Here is an 18,840-nt window from a genome sequence, read left to right as displayed (position 1 = left end):
CGCGGGGCGGCGGGGAGGGCGAGGACCGGCACCGGATCGGTACCGGCGCCGGGTGGCCGGACGGCGGCGGTGCCTCTTTGTGGCGACGATCCGACCGGTGGGTGGGCACGGCCGCCGGTGCGTTGTTCGACGGGTCGGGTCAGAACACCGACAGACCGGTGAGAGTCGTGAAGCGGTCCAGGGCGGCCACGCCCGCCACCGAGTTGCCGTGCTCGTCCAGGCCCGGGCTCCACACGCACAGCGTGCACCGGCCCGGTACGACCGCGATGATCCCGCCCCCGACGCCGCTCTTGCCGGGCAGTCCCACCCGGGAGGCGAAGTCACCGGCCGCGTCGTAGGTCCCGCAGGTCAGCATCACCGCGTTGACCTGCTTCGCCTCGCTGCGGGTGAGCAGCCGGGTGCCGTCGGCGCGGATGCCGTGCCGGGCGAGGAAGCCGGTGGCGAGGGCCAGGTCGGCGCAGGAGGCGGCGATGGAGCAGTGCCGGAAATACTGGTCGAGCAGGACCGGCACGTCGTTGTCGATGTTGCCGTAGGACGCCATGAAGTGGGCGAGGGCGGCGTTGCGGTCGCCGTGCGCGGTCTCGGAGGCGGCGACCTCCTGGTCGAAGTCCAGGGAGGGGTTGCCGCTCTCGGTGCGCAGGAAGGCCAACAGCTCGCCGGCCGCGTCTCCGGTACGGGTCTGCAGGCGGTCGGTGACGACGAGTGCGCCCGCGTTGATGAAAGGATTCCGCGGGATGCCGTTCTCGTACTCCAGCTGGATCAGGGAGTTGAACGGGGTGCCCGAGGGCTCGCGGCCCACGTGCTCCCAGAGCTCGTCGCCCTCGCGGGCCAGGTCCAGTGCGAGCGTGAACACCTTGGTGACGGACTGCGTGGAGAACGGCTCGCGCCACTCCCCCACCCCGTAGACGGTCCCGTCCAGTTCGGCGACGGCCATGCCGAAGCGGCGTGGATCGTAGGCGGCGAGCGCCGGGATGTAGTCGGCGGCCTTGCCGCGGCCGGGCGTGCGTTCCACCTCTTCGGCGATGCGCTCCAGGACCGGCAGGAAGGCGTGGGACGACGTCGTTGTCATGATCACCATTGTGCCTTCGGGCCGGTCCGGGCGCGCGGTCGACAGGGTGTCGTCGCAGGTCGGGCCACTGGGGGCCCTGCTTCCCGCGGCGATCTCGGGGCGCGGCCCGGCGAGCGTCTCCGCGGGCGACACGCCTTTCCCAGGACGAGTTCGGCCACCCCGCCCGTAGCGAGGGCTTCCTCGGCGAGATCGGTCGCCGCCGTGCAGCCCATGTGCGCTCCGGGCCCCTTTCCGCTGGTGTCAGGGTGGGGCCCGGCCACGTGAGTGCTACGCGCAGGCGGTCAGCGGAACCGGGGCCAGCGCAGGCACCGGGCGCACGCAGCCCACCGGCTCGCCGCCGCCGAGCAGCGCCTCCCCCGCGAACTCGGTCAGCAGCCCGGGATCGACGCCCGCGCGGGCGAGCGCGGCCGCGGCCACCGGGATGCGCGCCCGGTCCGCCCCGTCGGCGATCTTCACGGCGACCGCGCGGCCGTCGGGCAGGGCGGCGACCTGCACGCCCTCGAAGCCGTCCTTGGCGAGCAGCCCCGGCACGGCCCGCATCAGCGCGGCCACGTCCCGCCGCGCGCCGGAGGCCATCTCGGCGTGCGAGCGCATCGCGTCGGCGACCCGGGCCTCGGGGGTGCCCGGCACGGCCGAGGTGATCCGGGACAGGGCGCGGGCGAGGCCGTGCAGGGAGATGGCGAACAGCGGCGCGCCGCAGCCGTCGACGCTGACCCGGGCGACGCGCCGGCCGGTCAGGTCCTCGACGATCTCCTCGATCGCCTGCTGCAGCGGGTGCTTCGGGTCGAGGTAGTCGGCGAGCGACCAGCCGTTGAGCTTCGCGGTCCAGAGCATCGCCGCGTGCTTGCCGGAGCAGTTCTGGGCGAGCCGGGAGGGCACCCGGCCCTCCCGGATCCAGGCGTCCCGGACGGCCGGGTCGAACGGCAGGTCGGGGACGTTGCGCAGGTCGTCCTCGGTCAGTCCGGCCAGTTCGAGGATGCGCCGGGCGCCGGCGAGGTGCCGTTCCTCGCCGGAGTGGCTGGCGGCCGCGAGCGACAGCAGCGCGCCGTCGAGCGGCAGTCCGGCCCGGAGCATGGCCACGGCCTGGAGGGGCTTGACGGCCGAGCGCGGGTAGAAGGCTGCCTCGATGTCGCCGAGTTGGAACTCCACCCGGCCGTCGGCGCCCAGGACGACGACGGAGCCGTAGTGGATGCCCTCGACGACCCCGCCGCGCAGGACGTGGGCGACGGGAGCGTGGAGGGGTTCGCGTATGACGGGCGCGTCGGCGGGAGAGCTGCTGTACATCACTGCCTGCATCGTTGAGTCGGGGTGGGCCGGATCGCGGGTCACGCGGCGGCGCCGGTGGATGTGCGGGACGTCCGGCCGCGGGCTGGTGCACCAGCCCGCGGCCGGGCTTGCGTCGACCGGCGGCGGACGGAGCACGGTGGTGCGTCCGGCGCCGCCGTCGGCGTACATGAAGACCGGGACGGAGGCGAGGAACGCCGGCGTCACGAGTCCGGTCCGGGGGAAGCCCGGCAGCCGGTACGACGGCCGAGTCGGCTCGCGCTTACGGGTCTTCCGCCCAAGAGCGGGCGACAGGTCGTGATCATGCCCCAGGTCGCGAGGCTGCCGCCGGTCGCCGCGACGTCGAGGAGGGTCCCGAAGGCGTCGGCCGGGGCGACGTGGCCGCGGCCTGGGCCGAGGACACGCATACCGCCGGTGGACAGGATTCCGCCGCACGGGACCCGGCTGCGGCTCACCCGCGCCCCGCACGTCGGCGCCGAGCCGCCGACCGCCGTGGAGCGCGGCACGCGGCCGGCGGAGCACGGGCCGGGGTGCGGGGACGGCTGGGCCGCGGTCGGCACGACCGGCTGCGTGACGTCGCCGGCCGCCGGGACCTCGCTCACGCCTCGGGTCCTCCTTCCGTGGAGGGGTCCGTGCGCGCGGAGCGCACGATGTCGGTGAGGGTCGTCTCGACGCGGTCCAGGTGGTGGCTCATCGCCTCCACCGCGTCGTGCTCGCTGCCGTCGATCAGCGCCTCGACGATCGCCCGGTGCTCGCGGTTGGACTGCTCACGCCGGCCGCCCAGCTCGGTCAGGAAGGCCGACTGGCGCGCCAGCGCGTCGCGGATCTCCTCGATGACCCGGCGGAACACCGGGTTCCGGGCGGCCTCGGCCACGGCGAGGTGGAAGAGGGTGTCCATCGCGACCCACGCGGTGGTGTCCGTCTCCCGCTCCATGCGGTCGAGCAGGTGGGACAGGTGGTCCAGGTTCTCGGGGGTGCGGCGCACGGCCGCGTAGCCGGCGACCGGGATCTCGATGTGCCGGCGCACCTCCAGCAGGTCGCTGGCCGCGTAGTCGCCGAAGGTCGGGTCCTCCACGGCGTTCGCGACGACGAAGGTGCCCTTGCCCGTGCGGGAGACCGTGAGGCCCATCGTCTGCAGGGCGCGCAGCGCCTCGCGCAGCACGGGGCGGGACACCTCGAGGGTGCGGCACAGCTCGGCCTCGGAGGGGAGCTTGTCGCCGATCGCGTACGCACCGCGCTCGATGGCGCCGCGAAGGTGGCCGAGGACCGCTTCCATGGCGCTCACGCGCCGGGGACCGAGACCACCTGTCTGGCTGTCTGACAGGTTCACGGGAGCGATGGTGCGGGCTGCGCGCACGGGCTGTCAAGGCGAGGCGGCAAGGAAACATTCACGGGGTGCGGCGCCTGTATGCAGGCATCCGCACCCCGTGGGTGAGCAGGAGGTTCCTCAGGCGTTGAGCGTGCCCGTGGCGAGGAGGCCGAGCAGGCCCGCGCCGATGAGGATCCGGTAGACCACGAAGGCGTTGAAGGAGTGCTTGGCCACGAACTTCAGCAGCCAGGCGATGGAGGCGTAGGCGACGACGAAGGACACGATCGTGCCGACGGCCAGCGGGGCGGCGCCCACGCCCGCACCCAGGGCGTCCTTCAGCTCGTACAGGCCGGCGCCGGTCAGGGCCGGGATGCCCAGGAAGAAGGACAGGCGGGTGGCGGCGACGCGGTCCAGGTCGAGGATGAGCGCGGTGGACATGGTGGCGCCGGAGCGGGAGAAACCGGGGAAGAGCAGGGCGAGGATCTGCGAGCAGCCGACCCACATGGCGTCCTTGAAGGACGTGTCGTCCTCACCGCGCTTGTGGCGGCCCATCTGGTCGGCGGCCCACATCACACCCGAGCCGACGATCAGCGAACCGGCGACCACCCAGAGCGAGGCCAGCGGGCCGTCGATCAGCGGCTTGGCGGCCAGACCCACCAGGACGATCGGGACGGTCGCGGCGATCACCCACCACGCGAACCGGTAGTCGTGGTGGTAGCGCTCCTCGCGGTTGGTCAGACCGCGGAACCAGGCCGAGACGATCCGCTTGATGTCCTTGAAGAAGTACACGAGCACGGCGGCGATGGCGCCGACCTGGATGACGGCGGAGAACCCGACGACGGACTTGTCGTCGACGGGAATGCTCATGAGCCCCTCGGCGATCTTGAGGTGGCCCGTGGAGGACACCGGGAGGAACTCGGTCACCCCCTCGACTACTCCGAGGACGACGGCCTGACCGACGGAGATGGCGCTCATGGGATCCAGTTCTGAGGAGAGTTGGTCGACAGTGCTGTAGACAGTCTTACTATGCGCGGCCGCACGGGAAGCCCCTAGCCCCACAGGGCGCCGGCGAGCGAGAACCCGGCGAACGCCGCCGCCAGCCCGGCCACCACGCTCGCGACGACGTTGACGGCAGCGTAGAGGGAGGCACCCGCCGCGGTCAGCCGCAGGGTCTCGTAGGAGAAGGTCGAGTACGTCGTCAGCGCGCCGCACAGCCCGGTGCCGAGCAGGAGCTGCAGATGGGGTCCTGCGGCCCCGGCCGAGGCCGCACCGGTGAGCAGCCCGAGGACGAGGCAGCCGCTGACGTTCACGACGAAGGTACCCCACGGGAGGAGCGAGTCGTGGCGGGCCTGTACGGCACGGTCGGTGAGGTAGCGCAGCGGTGCGCCGACCACGGCCCCCAGGGCGACGAGCAGCCAGTTCACAACGACTTCTCACCCTTCGGGTCCGTCTCGTCTGGCTTCACCCGGTTCGTCGGGCCGATGTACCGGACGACCTCGCACTCCTCCAGCGTCACCAGCCCCCCGTCGACCAGCTCGTCCAGCTGCGGCAGGAACGCCCTGACCCGCTCCTCGGCGTCCACGACGACCACCGCGACCGGCAGGTCCTCGCTCAGGGACAGCAGCCGGGAGGTGTGGATGCGGGAGGAGGCACCGAACCCCTCGACGCCCCGGAAGACGCTGGCCCCGGCGAGTCCGGCGGCATGCGCGCGGTGCACGATCTCCGTGTAGAGGGGCCTGTGGTGCCAGGTGTCGTCCTCGCCGATGTAGACGGTCAGCCTGAGGGCCCGGCCGGTGAGTGAGGTCACGGCTGCCTCCCGATCAGCACCCGGCGGGCGGCGGCCGAGGCCAGCCAGACCGCCGCGAGGGCCGCGAGCAGCGTCGCGGCGAGATAGGCCAGCGCCGTGCCGGGGCGGCCGGCGTCGACCAGCCTGCGGACGTCGACGGCGTAGGTGGAGAAGGTGGTGAAGCCGCCGAGCACGCCGGTGCCGAAAAAGGGGCGGACGAGCCGGTGGGCGGCCCGCACCTCGGTGATCAGCACCATGAACACGCCGATCACGGCGCAGCCGGCGACATTGGTCCAGAAGGTCGCCCAGGGGAAGCCGCCGGGCGGCGTGGGCAGGGCGAGGGTCACCCCGTAGCGGGCGCACGCACCTAGGGCGCCGCCGATCGCGACCACCGCGACGACGGGTGCCTGAGCGCGCCACTCGCGCCGCCGGCGCGGCGCGGGGCGGGTGCGGATGCTCTCGACTTCCGGCGCTGTCATGCTCGTGGATCTCCTGTTCGACCCTGCCCCCGGGCGGGTGATCACGGCCGGGCACCAGGGTACCGCCGGGTCAGCCGGCCGCAGGCCGCGCGCAGACCGCGACGCCCGGCTCCCGGAGGCTGCCGAGCACCAGGTGGTCGCCCGTCGCGCAGACGCTGGTGACCATGCGGAAACCGGAGCGGCGGCGGGCGAGGTGGTGGACGGTCCGGCCGTCGTCGTCGACGGCGAGCACACCGATCGTCGCGGACGGCCGGTAGGGCGCGTGCACGGCGGCGCGGGCGGCGGCGCGGCGGACGGCGGGCGAGGCGCGGTGCAGGAGGTCCAGCGGGGGAACGCGCGGGCTGGGCAGGGCGACCCATATCGGGCCGTCGGGGCTCTCGCGCCAGAGGTTGTCCGGCATGCCGGGCAGGGTGGCGAAGAGATCGGCTTCTCCGGCGCGGGGCCCGCTGAGGTGGTAGCGGGTGAGGCGGCAGGCACCGGTCTCGGCGATCACGAGGAAGGAGCCGTCGGCGCTCGGGGCCACGCCGTTGGCGAACTGCAGGCCCTCCAGGAGCACTTCGGGCTCGCCGCCCTCGGGTGCGAGGCGGAGCAGACGGCCCGTGCCGGTGTGTTCGACGATCTCACCGACCCACTGGCCGAGCGGGTGACGGCGGCTGGAGACGGTGAAGTACACGCTGCCGTCGGGCAGGGCCACCGCGTTGCTGCAGAACCGCAGCGGCTCCCCCGCCGCGCGGTCGGCGAGGACGCGCACGGCGCCGTCGTCGAGGCCGACGCGCAGCAGACCGCGCTCGGCGTCGCAGACCAACAGGGCGCCGTCCGGCAGGAGTTCGAGCCCGAGAGGACGCCCGCCGGTCTCGGCCACGACCTCGGTGCGGGCGGTGTGCGGGTCCCCTAGGTGGTGGATCCGCAGGATACGGCCGTCCGCCACGCCGGTGAGCACCCGGCCCTGCGGGTCGGCCACCACGTCCTCGGGGCCGTGCGCGCCCAGGGAGACGTAGTGGAGGGGGTGGAGCGGGTGGTGGGGAACGAGTGCCGTGGGTCGGTCCATGCGCCAGAGCCCTTCGCCGTGGGATCGGCCCATCCTGGCAAGGGGACCGGGTCGTCACCAGCCCTTCTCGAACATTCGCGCCACCTCGGCAATGCGGATCTCGTCGCGCCGGTAGTAGGTGCGGCAGCGGATCCGCCGGGCGCGCAGCACGCCGAGGCGGGTGAGGAAGTCCAGGTGGGCGGCGGCGATCCGGCGGGGCACGCCGAGCTTGGCCGCGACGGCCCGCGCGGTGACACCGTTGTGGACGGGATCGCGGTGCCACGATCGCGGGAAGTGGGCCGCCGGGTCCTTCAGCCACTCCATGATGGTCTGCCGCACCCGGCCCGAGGGAGTTCCCATCATTCCGTCCGCCCTCCGTCCCCGGCGTCCTCGTACGCAGTCTTCCCACTGTGGGGTCGGCGACGCCGTTCCGTCAGGGACTCGCCGCCCGTTGTCCGGTAGCGCACGGGAGCGCGACCGAGGAGCGCGCCCACGGCCGGGGAGACACGCCGGAGGCCGGGCCGCCCCTTGTGGCCGGTCCCCGTCACGGGCGGTTCAGCGGTGGCCGGGACCACGTCATGGCGGGCAGCCCGCCCTGTCGTCGTGGCCGAACAGGGCCTGGTTCGCGGAGTCGTTGCCGGAGGTGGCGTCCGCCGGCCCCGGTGGGCGACGGCGCTTTCGAGCCACCACGCGGTGCCGGCCTTGTCGCCGGACACAGCCTGCCGGCGTTGATCTCCTCGCCGCCGGACCGTGCCGGCGGTGGTGCGCGTCACCGCTCCCCGGGTCTGACCAGCCCTGTCTCCTGCGGTTGCCGCGATCGGTGAGCCTCGGTGCGGGGCTGCCGCTCGCCCGTCCCGCGCGCAGCGTGCTCACCCTGGCCGCCGTGGTACTGGGCGTGACGACGGTGACGTTCGCGACGGGTCTGGCCTCGACGTTGACCGGCATCGGGAGCGCCGGTCACCACGCCTGCGGGGTCACCGTATATGTCGGCGCCGACCGGCACGGCGAGGAGGCGCACCCCAGGCGCGGCGATCGGCAGACCCAGTCGCTGCTGGCCGGGTTGCCCGGTGCGACCGGGGTCACGGCGCGGGCGGACGACGACGTGCTGCTGGTCGGCAGCGCGCAGGTGCTGGAGTTCGAGGGCCGGCGCGGCTCCGCCCCTCATCTGGACACCGTGGTGACGCGGCGGCGCTGGACGCGCGGCACGGACGAGGTGCTGGCCTCCTCGGCCTTCCTGCGCTGGGCGCTGTGGTCCCCGCCCGTCGCGCAGCCCGCCTGACCGTCGCCGAGGTGCTGCACAACGAGTAGGGCGGGCAGCTTGCAACCGGTCAGGATCGAAGAAGCCGGAACGGGCTCCCCGGTCCTAGCGTGAAGTGCACCGACGCAGAACCCGTCGGACGAACGCGTGGGACCAACCCCGTCGGCCCACGCACACCACAGAAGGAGAGTCCCATGACCGCCGGCGTGCAGACGATCATCTACCCCGTCAAGGACCCGCAGCGGGCCAAGGCCCTGTTCACCGCCCTGCTGGGCGTCGAGCCGTACGCCGACGAGCCGTACTACATCGGCTTCAAGGCCGCCGGGCAGGATGTCGGTCTCGACCCGAACGGGCATGCGCAGGGCCTGACCGGGCCGGTGCCCTTCTGGCACGTCGACGATCTCCGGGAGCGGCTCGCCGCCCTGCTGGAGGCGGGCGCCGAGATCGTCCAGGACGTGCGGGACGTCGGCAACGGCCGGCTGGTCGCCTCCGTCAAGGACCCCGACGGCAACCTGGTCGGGCTCCTGCAGGACCCGGCTTCCTGAGCCGGGGGCGCCGGATCGCACCCGGACTAGTTGCACACTCAACGATTGGCCGGATCGGTGCTACGGTGCGGGTATGGCAGTCAAGACGGCCGACGCCCGGCTCGAGGAACGGTGGCGAGACATACTCGCCGTGCACGCGCGCACGATGTGCGAGATAGACCGGGCACTGCATCCGTACGGGCTCGGCGCCAGCGACTTCGAGGTGCTCGACATCCTGGCCGCGGAGTCGCCCGCGGAGGGCGACCACTGCCGGGTGCAGAACCTGGTCGGACGGGTGCATCTCAGCCAGAGCGCGCTGTCCCGGCTGATCGGGCGGCTGGAGAAGGACGGCCTCGTGGAGCGCTCGGTGTGCGCCGAGGACCGGCGCGGCGTGTGGGTCGCGCTCACCCGCAAGGGCCGCGAACTGCACGCCGAGGTACAGCCGTTGCAGCGCGCGGTGCTGGAGCGCATGCTCACCGGGCAGGAGCGTTAGACCGGGCGCCGGGAAGCCCGCCGTCCCGGGCGGCCCGGCACGGTGCACACGCGCAGTTCCACTGCGGGAGGCCGCCCCCGGCAGCGGTGCCCAGCAGGACGGCCCGCACGGCCCTCGCTCCTTCCCGCTCCGCGCACTCGTCCCCGCTGGGACCCGCCCGGCCGTGGGGTGGACGACGACTCGGTGTCGGAGGGGCAGTTCCGGCTGTCCTCCCCGGGGCTGCCGGTCCGCGGGGCGCCGCGGCGGTATCGGGGCGCACGGGAAGTCGCGGGTTCCCGTCCACAACGCGGGCACGGCGTCGCCGCGGCGGCACAACTCGTAGGCGACCGACTCGTAGTTGACCCGCCAGCCCCGGAAGTGCGGCCAGGCCTCCTCAGGGGTGCGCTCCGCCCGGAACCCGGCCGCGTCCAGCATCGCGACGGCCGAGTCGAACTCGGCGAAGGTGAGCCGGATGGGCCCGTCGGGCGACGGATCGGCGTCGAACGCGATGCGCACCGCGTGGCCGATGTCGCGCAGGGCGCTGAATCAGGCCCGCAGCACGAGGCGGGCCTCGGGCGGCGCGGTGCGCGGCTGCAGCGCTGTCGATGGCCTCGTACCCGCCGCCGCGGGGCGCGGTCAGCCGGAGAGGCGGAAGACCAGTTCGGGGTGGACACGAGAGTGCGCAGGATGCTGCTCAGCACCAGTGCGAGGACCAGTGCTCCGGCAATGCCGGAGATCAGTGCCACGCGGTCACTGTCGCGCCGGAAGGGTGGGCGCCCTGCCGCCCGCGCGCCGGTCAGCGGGCCAGCAGTGTGCGTACCCCCTGCGAGGTCAGGGTGAGGGCGTGGTTGGAACTGCCGTCGATGGCGAGGGAGAGCTCCTCGTCGGGCCACTGGGAGGCGAGCGCGCCGAGCGGGATGAGACGGTACCGGGAGACGAACGGCAGCAGCTCGGCCATCTCGCCCTCCGTGGTGAACACGGGGACGACCTGGTCGCCTCCTGGCTGTTCGAGGACGGGCAGCGCCACCGTCGTGGCGTCGGCGCCCTCCCCGTCGATCGCGTCGTCCGGCACGGGAACGAGCACGTCGCTGTGGGCGAGGGTGTCCAGGGCGGCCTGGTCCTCGGCGTTCACGGCCAGCGCGTCCAGCGCCTGCTGGGCCGGCGTGGGCCGGGCGTCGTGTGCGGGTGTCTCCATAACAGATCCCCAGGTAGCGGTGGTCGTACGGGCCACCCGGGCGTCCCTGCCCGGGCGTGCTCCGCCTCGCGTACCCGGTGCCGCCCCGGCCATGCGTGCGAATCGGGGGGAGGTCCGGTGGCGGGGCGGTGCGGGCGGCGAGTTCGGGGCCCCACTTGCCGAAGGTCGTGGTGTCCATGATGTCCCCGGCCAGGCCGGCGAGGTCACCGGTCAGCTCCCACAGTCCGGCGTCCGGGGGCCGCAGGGCGAACGGCCACTGGTCGTAGTAGGCGCGCCAGGCCCCGCGCGGCCTCGCCGGGGCCACGAAGCGGGTGAAGGTGACGCGGTCGGCGAAGGCCGGCAGCAGGCTGCGGACGCCCGCCGCAGCCTCGGCGTACCGCGGCGCGGCCCACGGGCTCGCCGGGTCGGCGAACACGCGCTGCATGTCGATGACGGCGAGATGTCCGCCGGTCACCCGCCCGGCACCCGCTCGGCCGGTGCCGGGCTCGGCGCCTGGGCCTCCTGCGTGCGCACTCGTCCCCGGCCGGGCGGCAGCGAGCCGAGGAAGGCCAGGGCCAGCGCGGCCAGGACGCCCAGGTTGGCGTACGCCCACGCGCCGGTCCTGCCACCGAGGCCGAACGGCCCGAGCAGGTAGCCCTGCCAGGTCAGCCAGCGCGCGGCGGTGTTGGTGACCAGGCCCCAGCCGATGGCGGTGGCGGCGAGGGTGAGCAGCAGGGGCGCCGTGGGGATGTCGCCGTAGCGGCCGTGCGGGCGGTACAGGTCGCCCTCGTCGTAGTCGCGGCGGCGCAGGGCCAGGTCGGCGAGCATGACACCCGACCAGGCGGCGATGGGTACGCCGAGCGTGGTGAGGAAGCCCATGAACTGGCCGAGGAAGTCACCGGCGAAGAACACGATGTACACCGAGCCGGCGATCATCAGGCAGCCGTCCAGGAACGCGGCGACGTAGCGCGGCGCGCGCAGGCCGGCGGAGAGCAGGGCCAGGCCGGAGGAGTAGATGTCGAGGACGGCGCCGCCGACCAGGCCGAGGACGGCGACCACGGCGAACGGCACCAGGAACCAGGTCGGCAGGATCGTCGTCAGGGCGCCGATCGGGTCGGCCGCGACGGCCGTGCTCAGCTTCCGCGAGGAGCCGGCCAGCAGCAGGCCGAACACCAGCAGGAGCAGCGGGGCCAGGGAGCCGCCGAACGCGGTCCAGCCGATCACGCCCCGGCTGGAGGTGTCGCGGGGCAGATAGCGGGAGTAGTCGGCGGCCGCGTTGACCCAGCCGAGGCCGAAGCCGGTCATCATGAACACCAGCGCGCCGATGAACTGCTGCGGGGAGCCGGCCGGAACCGCGCTGACGGCGCTCCAGTGGACGTGGTCCGCGACGAGGCCCACGTACACGAGCGTGAGCACGCCCGTGATCACGGTGATGGCGGTCTGGAGCCGCATGATGAGGTCGAAGCCCATGACACCGGCGACGACGGTCAGCGCGGCCACCACCACGAGGGCGACCACCTTCGTCCCGGTGCCCCCGCCCCAGCCGAGCCTGATGAAGACCGTCGCGGTGGCCATGGCGGCGAGCGCGGTGAGCACGGTCTCCCAGCCGACCGTCAGCACCCAGGAGATCAGCGACGGCAGCCGGTTGCCCCGCACCCCGTACGCGGCCCGGCTGAGCACCATCGTGGGGGCGGAGCCGCGTTTGCCGGCCACCGCGACGAAGCCGCACAGCAGGAAGGACACGACGATGCCGAGCACGCCCGCGGCGAGCGCCTGCCAGAAGGAGATGCCGAAGCCGAGCGCGAACGCGCCGTAACTCAGCCCGAGGACGGAGACATTCGCACCGAACCACGGCCACAAGAGCGTGCGCGGGCTGCCCCTGCGCTCCGCGTCCCCGATCACGTCCAGACCGTGCGTCTCCACCTGGACGGAGCGGCCGGCGGATCTGTCGTCGGGGCTTGCGTCCTGCGGATGCGTCATCGCGACCTACCTGTCCAGACGTGATCATTCACGCTGGATCAGGGCCACAACGACCGTCAATACCAGCTCAGTTGGGCGACGGTGACGCCCTTGTCAGCGGTCGAACCCCTCCTGGATCGGGGTCGTCGGCTCCTCCCGCAGGTGTGCGGGGACAGGCCGCGCTCGCCGCCTCCGCGTGCCCGTTCCGCCCGCAGCGCGGAGGTGCGTCCGGCGCGCCCGCCGCCCGAGCGGCCGTGACCAGCCGGTCCTTGCCGGCCGGGCAGGTCACGTCCTGCAGCGCGCCGCCGGCACCTCGGCGACGCCGGTGTGTGCCGTGCTCACGCCGCCTCCTCCCGTCATCCGCCGCCTGCTCCGGCCTCCTGCCCGGCGTTCTCGTCCGCTTCTCCCTCCGCCTGGGACGGGGTGGTGCGGAGCGGCTGCTCCGCGCCCGCCTCGTCGGGCTCCCGCTCGCCCTCGGCCTGGGAAGGGGTGGTGTACTCGCTCATCGGGGCCTCCCACGCGCATCCCCGGACTGTTCCGAGCCTCGAGTACCCGCCCGTCACGCCTCCTATGACCGGGGGCTCGGCGTGCGTCCGCGGCCGGTGGACGGGTACTCGGCAGGGCCGCGTTCGAGAACATGTGACCGAGCGGCACCGACGGGCGCGCGGCGCCGGAGCCGAGGTGCCGGCACCGCGCGCCCCCGTCGTATCGTGAACCACCTGGCGCCGCCCCTCGCGGACCGGCGGCGCCCGAGCACTTCTGCGCCGGCGTGGCTACCCTGCCTCCAGGGCCGCGGTCACCGTGCTCACCGCGGCAGTGCGCCAAGTCGTTCGACGGCATCCGGATCGGCGCCGTCGGCCCGGGCTTCACCGCAACCGGCCTGAACCTCTGAGGGCGCCGAGGTCATCGTGCCCATGGCGTCGATCGGCCCCGACTCCCCCACCGACCTCCCGGAACGCGGCAGGCGTCCTGCCCTGGTGACCGGCGCACGGCCCGTGGCGGTCGTGCCCGCACCGCCACGGGGCCGGCCGGCTCCGGCGCTGTCCCGGCCGTGCCCCGCGGCGGCGTGGCGCGTGCCCGGCCGGGCGGCCCGCGGCGAGGATGGCGCTCAGGCAGCAGCGGGCTGGGAGGCGGACATGACGCTGAACCGTATCGGCCTGGTCGTGCACGGCGGACGCGCCGAAGCCGCGGCCGGCGCGCGGGCCGTGCACGAATGGTGCGACGAGCACACGGTGACGTGCACCGACATCGACGTGTGGCGGGAGGGCGCGCGGCACAGCGCGCGGGAGGAGGTCGACGCCGCGGGCGATCCGGACCTCATCGTCACGCTCGGCGGCGACGGCACCTTCCTGCGCGGGGCGCGGCTCGCGGCCGAGAACGACGCCATGGTGCTCGGCGTCGACCTCGGGCGGGTCGGCTTCCTGACCGAGGTCCCCGCGACGGCTGTACGGGCGGCGCTGGACGCGGTACGGGAGGAGAGCATCACCGTCGAGAGCCGGATGCTCCTCACCATGCGCGCGTCGTGCCGCCTCGAGGTACCGGCGCAGGTGGAGATGCTGATGCGGTACGGCCGCGGGCCGCTGCTGCCGCCGCCGCGGGTGCGCGCCGAGTGCGAGGCCGGCAACGACTGGGGCGTCGCGCTGAACGTCACCGCGCTGAACGACATCGTGGTGGAGAAGCTGGCCCGGGACCGGCAGGTGTCGGCCGCGGTCTACCTGTCCGGCCGGCTCCTGGCCGTCTACTCCGCCGACGCGCTGCTGGTGGCCACGCCCACGGGGTCCACCGCGTACAGCTTCGCGGCGGGCGGCCCCGTCGTCTCGCCGCGTGCCGACGGGCTGGTGTTCACGCCGGTGGCGCCGCACATGGTGTTCAACCGCTCGGTCGTGGCCGCCCCCGACGAGCCCATCGCGCTGCGCGTGCTCGAACGGTCGGGCGAGGCCGCCGTCAGCATCGACGGCCAGCTGCGCGGTGTGCTGAGTGCCGGGGACTGGATCGGGGTGTACGCCGCACCCCGCCGGCTCAAGGCGGTGCGGCTCGGGCCGATGGACTTCTACGGCCGGCTGCGGGACCGCATGAACCTCACCGACGCCCCGGCCGCACTGGCCGACGGCGCCGCCGCCCCGCTGTGGCCGGTGACCACCCCGCCCCCGGGCGACCTCGCCCACCTGGCCCTGCCCGCCGTCCCGGGCGAAGCACCCCGGGGCTGACCGGGCAGCGCCGCACGGCGTCAGCCGAACAGGCCGGCGGTGCCGTCCTTCCGCACGACGCACAGGGCCCAGATGATGAAGGCGGACAGGGCGATCACCACGATCGACCAGACCGGGTAGTACGGCAGGGACAGGAAGTTGGCGATGATGATCAGTGAGGCGATGGCCACCCCGGAGGCCCGTGCCCACATCGCCGCCCGGAACAGCCCGAAGGCGACGAGGACGGCGACGACGCCGAGGATCAGGTGGACCCAGCCCCAGCCGGTGAGGCTGAACCGGAAGACGTAGTCGCGGGTGACGAAAAAGACGTCGTCGTGTGCGATCGCCATGATTCCGCGGCAGATGGCCAGTATCCCGGCGAGCAGCAGCATCACCGCCGCGAACGCCGCCAGGCCCGTCGCCCATTCCTCCCTGGCGGTGGGCGTGTGCGGGGCGTGGGTGGTGGTCATCGGGCCACCTCGTTCCTCTGCTGGGCGCGCTGCTCGGTCGCGGAGGCGGAGGGGGCGCCTTCCGCGCGGTCGGACGGCCGGTGCCCGGCGAGGACCAGTTCCTTCGCCCGGCGGAACTCGTCCTCGGTGATGTCACCGCGGGACCTCATCTCGGACAGCTTCGCGAGTTCGTCGGCGCTGGTGACACCGCTCTGCGCGGTCCGGCGGACGTAGTCCTCGAAGGCCTGCTGCTGCGCGCGCGCCTGTTGCACCTCGCGGAGGCCCATGCCCTTGCCGCGCGCGATCAGGTAGACGAAGACACCGAGGAACGGCAGGACGACGACGCACACCAGCCAGCCGGCCTTGCCCCAGCCGCCCAGCTCGTCGTCGCGGAAGATGTCCGTGACGACCCGGAAGAGCAGCACGAACCACATGATCCACAGGAAGAACACGAAGATGGACCAGAAGACGCTCAGCGCCGGATAGTCATACGCGAGGTATGTCTGCGCGCTCATGTCGCTTCCTCCGTCCCGGGTCTGCGCCCGGTAGTCGTTCTGTACCGTTCTCAGGCTGCGCGGTGCGGGGACCGGGCCGCCTCACCCCGTGCGGGTGAACGGCGGTCACGGCGCCGAGGGACGGGGTGCGCGGTCGGTTCGTCCCGTGGCGGCGGCCAGGACCGCCGTGGCGGCCAGCACAATCAGGACCAGCACGAGCACCAGAGCCACCACGCCGACCGTGGGGTGGTTCCACAGCAGGAGCGCCAGGGCGCCCGCCCCGATGGTGACGCCGGTCGTCCACCTGCGGTGGGCGGTCAGCCACTCCCCCGCGTGTCCGGTGCGCACACCGGCCCGGCTCAGTCCGCGTCCCGCCGCCGTCGCGCCCCGCTGCACCGTGTGCCGCACGGCGCGGGCGGCTGTGCTCGGGCCGTACAGGAAGGCGGCCGGCGCCGTGATCACGCAGATGACGAGGACCGTACGGACGCTGTCGCGCAGGAAGCGGACGAAGGTGTCGTAGATGGCCGCGGCGGCGTCCCGCGGCAGCGTGGTCGGAGGGACCGAGTCGAGATAGACGACCCGCGCGACGGCCAGGGCCACGAGCAGCACGATCATCATGACGCCGACGCCGATGGAGAGGCCGATCAGCATCACCCGGTGCCCCGGGGCCGCCCACAGGGCCGCGGCGGCCACGATCAGGGTGATCACGGGCATCCAGGTGCCGACGATGTCCAGCAGCCGCATCCCGTTCTGGGCCTTGCTGAGCTCGTCGGTGCGGAACAGGGTGACCGAGCGGTCGATCTGCGGGATCGCGGCGGCCTGCTTGAAGCCGGCGTCGACGAGCCGCTTCTGCACCTGGTCGACCACCACGCCGATGTCCAGCTGAACGGTGTCGCCGCTGGCCTTGAGCGCCGTGTTTCCCTCCCCGGTGAGCATGCCCACCACCGCGGACTGCGCCCGCCGGTTGCCCGCCACCCATGCCTCCTTGAAGACGTCGCTGGTCACCACGCGGTTGATGACGCGGTGCACGACCGTCTGCACGGCGGCGCGCAGCGGCCCGGCGAGCGCCCTGGACGCGTCGACCACGCGGGGCGGCGCGCCGCTGTCCGCGAGCACCTTGGTGAGCTGGGCCGTCACCGCCTGGACGTCCACCTGCGCCACCACACGGTCGGTCAGCCGGTTCACGAGGGCGCTCTGCACGGCCGGATCGGAGGCGAGCGGCGCCACGGTCTGCACATACCGGTCGGTGTCGGCGACGGTGTCGTGGACCCAGACCGCGACGACGGTCAGGGGCGCGAACACGAGCGTCAGCACCAGGAGGACGGCGGCGGTCAGCTGCCGCAGCCGCCGGTGCCGCACGTGAGCGGCGCGGCGGAGCCGGTCGTACTCCGCGCGTTCCTCGGCGGTGAGGACATGCCCGGACGCGGGTGGGTCGGATCGGGACGGTCCGGAGGCGGCGCCCGAAGCCATGGCTCCTCCTGTAAGGGCGTGCCGCCCGTCGGGGACGTGTGCGAACGGCCGATCCTCCCCGGCGCGTCCACCGGGTCGGGGGTCGCGCCGGGGAAGGGGGCCCCGTCGGGAGACTGCTCCGACCCGGTGTCCGGCCTGGGACCACGTGAAACGGTCATGGCTCCTCCTCACGTGTCCAGAGCCGGTCCGGGCCGGCCGACGGGGCCGTGTGCGGGGACCTCACCGAACCAGCGTCTCCCCGGCAGCCGCCTCCCGGATCACCCCCCAGGGGTGATCCGGGTCCGGCGCCGGGGAGTTGGGGTGGGGGGCGAGGGCAGGCGGGCGGGCCTGCGGCAGAGCGACGGAAGAGAGACGCGATGACCGATCCAGCGGCCGCCGGCGGGACGCGCAGCTCGCCGGACGGTGTGCCGCGCTACGGTCGGCCGGACCGTCTGGCCGCGGCCGCGTCCCTCGCCCGGGCGCTGGGCATCACGGCCGGCCTGGTCGTGGCCTACTACCTGCTGCCGTTGGACACGCGCAGCGCGCTGGAGACGTCCTTCCTTCTGCTGGGCGGTCTGCTGGGGGTCGCCCTGGTCTTCGGCTGGGAGGCCTGGCTCGTCGTCCACTCCGCCCGTCCGCGCCTGAAGGCCGTCGAGGCCCTGGCCGCCACGGTGGTTCTCCACCTGGTCGTCTTCGCCGGCGTCTACTACCTGCTCGCCCGCGACACCCCCGGCTCCTTCAGCGAGCCGCTGACCCGGACGGACGCGCTGTACTTCGCGCTCGCCACGTTCACCACCGTGGGGTACGGCGACGTCACGGCGCGGTCCGAGACGGGCCGGGTGGTGGTGATGTGCCAGATGGTGTGCGGCCTGCTGATCCTGGGCGTCGCCGCGCGGCTGATCACGGCCGCCGTCCAGGCCGGGCTGCGCCGACAGGGGCGGTAGGCGCTGCCCCGGTGAGCACGACCGCATCGACCCGCTGGACCACGTTGCGCGGGTCGAGCGCGTCGGTCTCCTTGGTACCGGGCCCGCCGCCGTAGTACGAGTGCCCAGCACCCACCACGGGGACGCCTGGTGACGCTGGTGACGCTGGTGACGCAGCGAAGGCCGCGCCGGGGTCACTCCGGCGTCTGGCGCATTTCCAGCACCCGCAGGCCCAGCGACTGGCAGCGGGCCAGCAGCCCGTACAACTGCGCCTCGTCCAGCACCCGGCCGAACAGGATGGTGTGGCCGGACATCACGACGTGGTCCAGCTCCGGGAACGCCTTGGCCAGCGTCTCCGTCATCTCTCCGTCGACGCGAATCTCGTAGCGCATGCGGTGCTCTCCCCCGCCTTCCCCGGACGGGCGTGGCCTGCCTGTCCCTGCGATGCTGCGCCCCGGCGCGTCGCCCGGCCTCACCCACCACAGGTGATACGGAGCCCGGGGCGCCCTCCCGGCGCGCCCCTCACAGCAGGCCCAGGTCACGCGCGCGGTGCACGGCGTCGTGCCGCCGGTTGACGGCGAGCTTGCGGTAGGCGCTCTTCAGGTGGGTCTTGACCGTGTTGACGGACACGTACAGATCGGCGGCGATCTCCTCCGTGGACATCATCTGGGCCAATCGGCGCAGGACGTCCCGTTCGCGTGCGCTCAACTCCTCCACCACCGGCAACGATGGCTGTTCCCGAGGCGGTCGAGGGCCGCCCGCATGCGACGTGCCGGGGGTCAGCCAGCCCTCGGCCAGTGCCCTCAGCGGCGCCGTGCCCAGCAGTGGCGGCAGCCACGGTCCGGCCTCACGGAACGGCCGCCGCAGCCGCTCACGCCGCGCCTCCCGGAGTGCCTGGGCCACGAGCCGGCGCTGGGCGGCGCGATCCCCCGCACCGCCCGCCAGCTGCGCCCTGACCAGGGCGGCCCGGACGGTCACCGCGGGGCCGAGGCCGCGCT

At 73.5% G+C, this 18,840-nt stretch carries 22 protein-coding genes and 2 pseudogenes; 5 read left to right on the top strand and 19 right to left on the bottom strand.

Features of this window, described 5'->3' with window-relative positions; all coding sequences use genetic code 11:
* Positions 1-139 precede the first annotated feature (139 nt).
* The 10 genes and pseudogenes from ACLU3S_RS27550 to ACLU3S_RS27505 form a co-directional block, all read right to left on the bottom strand.
* Positions 140-1,078 carry a glutaminase gene (locus ACLU3S_RS27550; protein ID WP_413954655.1) on the bottom strand — a complete coding sequence of 313 codons (939 nt, stop codon included), beginning with the start codon at positions 1,076-1,078 and terminating at the stop codon, positions 140-142.
* Between the two features lie 69 nt (positions 1,079-1,147).
* Positions 1,148-1,284: pseudogene (locus tag ACLU3S_RS27545) on the bottom strand (aspartate ammonia-lyase); the annotation flags it as partial.
* A 52-nt stretch (positions 1,285-1,336) separates the two neighbouring features.
* Complete coding sequence (locus tag ACLU3S_RS27540) at positions 1,337-2,353, bottom strand: asparaginase (protein ID WP_413954654.1); 1,017 nt, start codon at positions 2,351-2,353, stop codon at positions 1,337-1,339.
* Between the two features lie 598 nt (positions 2,354-2,951).
* Complete coding sequence (locus tag ACLU3S_RS27535) at positions 2,952-3,629, bottom strand: FadR/GntR family transcriptional regulator (protein WP_413954653.1); 678 nt, start codon at positions 3,627-3,629, stop codon at positions 2,952-2,954.
* Between the two features lie 171 nt (positions 3,630-3,800).
* Complete coding sequence (locus tag ACLU3S_RS27530) at positions 3,801-4,637, bottom strand: undecaprenyl-diphosphate phosphatase (RefSeq protein WP_413954652.1); 837 nt, start codon at positions 4,635-4,637, stop codon at positions 3,801-3,803.
* Between the two features lie 74 nt (positions 4,638-4,711).
* The gene (crcB, locus tag ACLU3S_RS27525; RefSeq protein ID WP_413954651.1) at positions 4,712-5,086 is read right to left on the bottom strand and encodes a fluoride efflux transporter CrcB; all 375 of its coding nucleotides are present in this window, start codon (positions 5,084-5,086) and stop codon (positions 4,712-4,714) included.
* On the bottom strand, positions 5,083-5,469 hold the full coding sequence (locus tag ACLU3S_RS27520) for a DUF190 domain-containing protein (RefSeq protein ID WP_413954650.1): 387 nt from the start codon (positions 5,467-5,469) through the stop codon (positions 5,083-5,085). The genes crcB (ACLU3S_RS27525) and ACLU3S_RS27520 overlap by 4 nt, the downstream gene beginning before the upstream one ends.
* Positions 5,466-5,927, bottom strand: a complete 462-nt coding sequence (gene crcB, locus ACLU3S_RS27515; protein WP_413954649.1) for a fluoride efflux transporter CrcB — start codon at positions 5,925-5,927, stop codon at positions 5,466-5,468. Before crcB (ACLU3S_RS27515) ends, ACLU3S_RS27520 begins: the two co-directional genes overlap by 4 nt.
* A 70-nt stretch (positions 5,928-5,997) precedes the next feature.
* A complete protein-coding gene (locus ACLU3S_RS27510; protein ID WP_413954648.1) occupies positions 5,998-6,975 on the bottom strand; it encodes an SMP-30/gluconolactonase/LRE family protein in 978 nt (325 codons plus the stop codon).
* Between the two features lie 54 nt (positions 6,976-7,029).
* The gene (locus ACLU3S_RS27505) at positions 7,030-7,317 is read right to left on the bottom strand and encodes an ArsR family transcriptional regulator (protein WP_413954647.1); all 288 of its coding nucleotides are present in this window, start codon (positions 7,315-7,317) and stop codon (positions 7,030-7,032) included.
* A 457-nt stretch (positions 7,318-7,774) separates the two neighbouring features.
* Here ACLU3S_RS27505 and ACLU3S_RS27500 point away from each other — a divergent pair, with 457 nt between their 5' ends.
* The 3 genes from ACLU3S_RS27500 to ACLU3S_RS27490 all read left to right on the top strand — a co-directional run bounded on the left by ACLU3S_RS27500 (position 7,775) and on the right by ACLU3S_RS27490 (position 9,229).
* On the top strand, positions 7,775-8,233 hold the full coding sequence (locus ACLU3S_RS27500) for a hypothetical protein (RefSeq protein ID WP_413954646.1): 459 nt from the start codon (positions 7,775-7,777) through the stop codon (positions 8,231-8,233).
* Positions 8,234-8,406: 173 nt separating this feature from the next.
* Positions 8,407-8,757 (top strand): VOC family protein, encoded by a 351-nt coding sequence (locus ACLU3S_RS27495; RefSeq protein ID WP_413954645.1) that lies wholly within the window; start codon positions 8,407-8,409, stop codon positions 8,755-8,757.
* A gap of 73 nt (positions 8,758-8,830) precedes the next feature.
* Positions 8,831-9,229, top strand: a complete 399-nt coding sequence (locus ACLU3S_RS27490) for a MarR family winged helix-turn-helix transcriptional regulator (protein WP_413954644.1) — start codon at positions 8,831-8,833, stop codon at positions 9,227-9,229.
* Positions 9,230-10,004: 775 nt separating this feature from the next.
* Here ACLU3S_RS27490 and ACLU3S_RS27485 read toward each other — a convergent pair.
* The 4 genes and pseudogenes from ACLU3S_RS27485 to ACLU3S_RS27470 all read right to left on the bottom strand — a co-directional run bounded on the left by ACLU3S_RS27485 (position 10,005) and on the right by ACLU3S_RS27470 (position 12,847).
* A complete protein-coding gene (locus ACLU3S_RS27485; RefSeq protein ID WP_413954643.1) occupies positions 10,005-10,403 on the bottom strand; it encodes an SseB family protein in 399 nt (132 codons plus the stop codon).
* Positions 10,404-10,524: 121 nt separating this feature from the next.
* Positions 10,525-10,857 (bottom strand): annotated as a pseudogene (locus ACLU3S_RS27480) (cysteine hydrolase); the annotation flags it as partial.
* The gene (locus tag ACLU3S_RS27475; RefSeq protein WP_413954642.1) at positions 10,854-12,362 is read right to left on the bottom strand and encodes a purine-cytosine permease family protein; all 1,509 of its coding nucleotides are present in this window, start codon (positions 12,360-12,362) and stop codon (positions 10,854-10,856) included. The pseudogene ACLU3S_RS27480 and the gene ACLU3S_RS27475, both read right to left, overlap by 4 nt.
* Before the next feature lie 335 nt (positions 12,363-12,697).
* Entirely contained in the window at positions 12,698-12,847 is a 150-nt protein-coding gene (locus ACLU3S_RS27470; RefSeq protein ID WP_413954641.1) for a hypothetical protein, read from the bottom strand.
* 630 nt (positions 12,848-13,477) lie between these two features.
* Between ACLU3S_RS27470 and ACLU3S_RS27465 the strand changes: the two genes are divergently transcribed.
* The gene (locus ACLU3S_RS27465; RefSeq protein ID WP_413954640.1) at positions 13,478-14,548 is read left to right on the top strand and encodes an NAD(+)/NADH kinase; all 1,071 of its coding nucleotides are present in this window, start codon (positions 13,478-13,480) and stop codon (positions 14,546-14,548) included.
* A gap of 20 nt (positions 14,549-14,568) precedes the next feature.
* Here the strand turns inward: ACLU3S_RS27465 and ACLU3S_RS27460 are convergent, their stop codons facing one another.
* From ACLU3S_RS27460 to ACLU3S_RS27450, 3 genes are all read right to left on the bottom strand, one after another.
* Positions 14,569-14,997 carry a hypothetical protein gene (locus ACLU3S_RS27460; protein ID WP_413954639.1) on the bottom strand — a complete coding sequence of 143 codons (429 nt, stop codon included), beginning with the start codon at positions 14,995-14,997 and terminating at the stop codon, positions 14,569-14,571.
* On the bottom strand, positions 14,994-15,491 hold the full coding sequence (locus ACLU3S_RS27455) for an SHOCT domain-containing protein (protein ID WP_413954638.1): 498 nt from the start codon (positions 15,489-15,491) through the stop codon (positions 14,994-14,996). Before ACLU3S_RS27455 ends, ACLU3S_RS27460 begins: the two co-directional genes overlap by 4 nt.
* Before the next feature lie 105 nt (positions 15,492-15,596).
* A complete protein-coding gene (locus ACLU3S_RS27450) occupies positions 15,597-16,940 on the bottom strand; it encodes a hypothetical protein (RefSeq protein ID WP_413954637.1) in 1,344 nt (447 codons plus the stop codon).
* 356 nt (positions 16,941-17,296) lie between these two features.
* On the opposite strand from ACLU3S_RS27450, the gene ACLU3S_RS27445 reads away from it, so the two are divergent.
* Positions 17,297-17,863 (top strand): potassium channel family protein, encoded by a 567-nt coding sequence (locus ACLU3S_RS27445; RefSeq protein ID WP_413954636.1) that lies wholly within the window; start codon positions 17,297-17,299, stop codon positions 17,861-17,863.
* Positions 17,864-18,036: 173 nt separating this feature from the next.
* Here ACLU3S_RS27445 and ACLU3S_RS27440 read toward each other — a convergent pair whose 3' ends face one another.
* Together ACLU3S_RS27440 and ACLU3S_RS27435 are read right to left on the bottom strand one after the other, a co-directional pair.
* Positions 18,037-18,234: a hypothetical protein gene (locus ACLU3S_RS27440; RefSeq protein WP_413954635.1), complete on the bottom strand. Its 198-nt coding sequence runs from the start codon at positions 18,232-18,234 to the stop codon at positions 18,037-18,039.
* 130 nt (positions 18,235-18,364) lie between these two features.
* Positions 18,365-18,840: response regulator transcription factor (locus tag ACLU3S_RS27435; RefSeq protein ID WP_413954634.1), on the bottom strand; the 476-nt coding region annotated here is incomplete at its 5' end.

Origin of the sequence: Streptomyces sp. AF1A, assembly GCF_047340315.1 — a bacterium.
Lineage (GTDB): Bacteria > Actinomycetota > Actinomycetes > Streptomycetales > Streptomycetaceae > Streptomyces.
This window is presented reverse-complemented; position numbering and strand designations above follow the sequence as displayed.